This window comes from Suttonella ornithocola, from assembly GCF_001889065.1.
Taxonomy (GTDB): domain Bacteria; phylum Pseudomonadota; class Gammaproteobacteria; order Cardiobacteriales; family Cardiobacteriaceae; genus Suttonella_A; species Suttonella_A ornithocola.
The window spans coordinates 1-2397 of record NZ_LWHB01000211.1; the positions used below are offsets into that span (position 1 = coordinate 1).

Below are 2397 nucleotides of genomic sequence, written 5' to 3' on the forward strand. Positions count from 1 at the left end.
TTGTTTTTGATAATTCGGTAGTGGTTTGAAAAGTATGCTGGAATATTATCAAATAATCCAATGGCAGTTAAATATTTAAATATCAATATATTAAAAGAAGTATTTTTTGTAAGAGTATGTTTAGCATACTTTTCAAACAACTACCAATAATTCTACTACAAGTTGTTCTTTATATCTGCTTTGGATAGATTGGATTCTAAGTGATTTTACTATAACGGGTTGTTCATCACAGCACCAATAGCATTGGTTTGGTTTTTGAGTTGCCAGTCGTACTGACCTAAGCAAGCTTCGCCTCTTGGCGCATAACCATAACCTCTGCTCTCATGTAATTTAAAACCACTTTCATCTAAGTCAGCTATCTTTTTTCCAGCTTGTTTGAGCTCTCTTAACTGCTTAAGAAATGATGCCCGTTTTGCGCTATCTGCTTTTGGATGATTTACCGTCTTTTTTAAGCGTCATCCCAATTCTTTTTAACGCACGCCTGATAGATTTTTGGCTACAACCAAATAGCTGGCTCGTTTCCATTGGTAGTCATCGGGATAAGATTTGACATCTGCTTTCAGAAGCTTATTATCTATTTTTAGGGGTTTAAATACGCGTTTCTTACGTTCAGGATTCTTCTTCCAACGTTGTATGGTTGTTGGGATGAGTTGATATTCTTCTGCTAACTCCCGAAAGCTTGCGCCTTCTTTGAGCTTGGTCAATATCATTTGTCGATAGTCTGATGAGTATGCCATTCAGTTAGTGTAACTTGTTTAGTGGACTTTTACTATAAATAAAATAACAAAATAATAATACTTATTCAGCAACTTAGTACTATTTTTTTATTCGCTCTAATTGACCTATATCAAGCTATTTTTTTACAAAAATCGATAAAATTGCATCATCAAAACACAAATAGGAAAAACCCATGCATAAACTATTTTTATCGCTAGCAATTGCTACTCTTTCTACCGCTCCTACTGCCTTTGCCCAAGAAGCAAGCACTTATACCGGTGGATTAGACGGTTACGAAGTAGGCGTTCAAGCACCTGACCTCAGTAAACTAGAGCATGTAAAACAAACGCTTGTTACCCCACCAAATGTTCCTGAGCATAGCTTAAAAACACCTGCTGCCCCGCGCGTTGTCCAAGTCGAAATGACTATTCAAGAAAAAGAAATTGAAGTGGAACCCGGTGTCTTTATGTGGGCATTTACCTTTAATGGTAGCGTTCCGGGTCCTCTAATTGTGGTACACGAAGGAGATTATGTAGAGCTCACCTTAAAAAACCCTACAAGTAATATATTGGTACACAATATTGATTTTCACGCTTCTACCGGTGCGCTTGGCGGTGGAGATTTAACGCACGTTGCACCGGGACAAGAAGTCGTCTTACGCTTTAAAGCAACCAAGCCTGGTATTTTTGTTTACCACTGCGCACCGGGTGGTGCTATGATACCTTGGCACGTTGTTCATGGTATGAACGGTGCTATCGTAGTTTTACCGAAAGACGGGCTAAAAGATAAAGAGGGCAACCCTGTTAAATACGACAAGGCATTCTACATTGGTGAGCAAGATTTCTACATCCCTAAAGATGAAAACGGTAACTACAAACGCTATAGCAATCCAGCAGAATCTTATACCGATGATCAAAAAGTCATGGACGGACTCATCCCAACGCATGTTGTTTTTGGCGAAAGCAAAGGACAATTAACTGGTGACAATGCCCTTCATGCAAATGTTGGTGATACCGTTATGATTTACCATTCACAAGCTAACCGTGCTTCTTACCCCCACCTAATTGGTGGACACGGTGAATATGTTTGGGAACGTGGCAACCTTGCAGACAAGCCTGCTCAAGATTTAGAAAGCTGGGTAATCGGTGCTGGTTCAGCAGGTGCTGCTATGTATAAATTCAAACAACCCGGAACCTACGTCTATCTCTCTCACAATCTTATTGAGGCACTTGATTTAGGCGCACTTGCTCAAATCCGTGTTGATGGAAAATGGAATAATGATTTAATGGAGCAAGTTAAGGCCCCGAGTCCTATAAATGAAAAAACGGAACAAAAATAATCTGAAAATAAGTAGTAACTTACTTTAAGTAAAAAACATCATCAGCCCACCAATACTATTTTGGTGGGCTTTTTACTTTTTAGTAGCTCGCTGAAAATATATAGCGAAATCATTGAAAACCCAACCCAATCCAAAGCAGATAAAAGAATAAAGTATCAATACAATCCATCCGCCATTCTTTGCGTATTTGCTTAATCCAAGCCCACATCTTTTCAATGGGATTTAAGTCTGGACTATAAGGGGGTAACCAAACTATCTCATGCCCATGCTCTTCAATGATTGCTTGAATATCACTGCGTTTATGAAAAGCGGCATTGTCCATGACAATTACACTGTTTTTA

3 protein-coding genes are annotated in these 2397 nt (G+C 38.9%); 1 reads left to right on the forward strand and 2 read right to left on the reverse strand.

Translation table 11 applies throughout. The annotated features are described in order from the left end of the window. Positions 1-470 precede the first annotated feature (470 nt). The gene (locus A5N85_RS12990) at positions 471-737 is read right to left on the reverse strand and encodes an IS630 transposase-related protein (protein ID WP_072577657.1); all 267 of its coding nucleotides are present in this window, start codon (positions 735-737) and stop codon (positions 471-473) included. Positions 738-910: 173 nt separating this feature from the next. Here A5N85_RS12990 and nirK point away from each other — a divergent pair, with 173 nt between their 5' ends. Beyond that, the gene (nirK, locus tag A5N85_RS12995) at positions 911-2056 is read left to right on the forward strand and encodes a copper-containing nitrite reductase (RefSeq protein ID WP_072577574.1); all 1146 of its coding nucleotides are present in this window, start codon (positions 911-913) and stop codon (positions 2054-2056) included. A gap of 109 nt (positions 2057-2165) precedes the next feature. Here the strand turns inward: nirK and A5N85_RS13000 are convergent. Further along, a partial coding sequence (locus tag A5N85_RS13000) for a transposase (protein ID WP_249023981.1) occupies positions 2166-2397 on the reverse strand: 232 nt, incomplete at its 5' end.

What these genes read in the sequence shown, in the direction of transcription:
- A5N85_RS12990 (WP_072577657.1), bottom strand. Translation starts at nt 737, where the DNA reads ATGGCATACTCATCAGACTATCGACAAATGATATTGACCAAGCTCAAA.
- nirK (WP_072577574.1), top strand. Translation starts at nt 911, where the DNA reads ATGCATAAACTATTTTTATCGCTAGCAATTGCTACTCTTTCTACCGCT.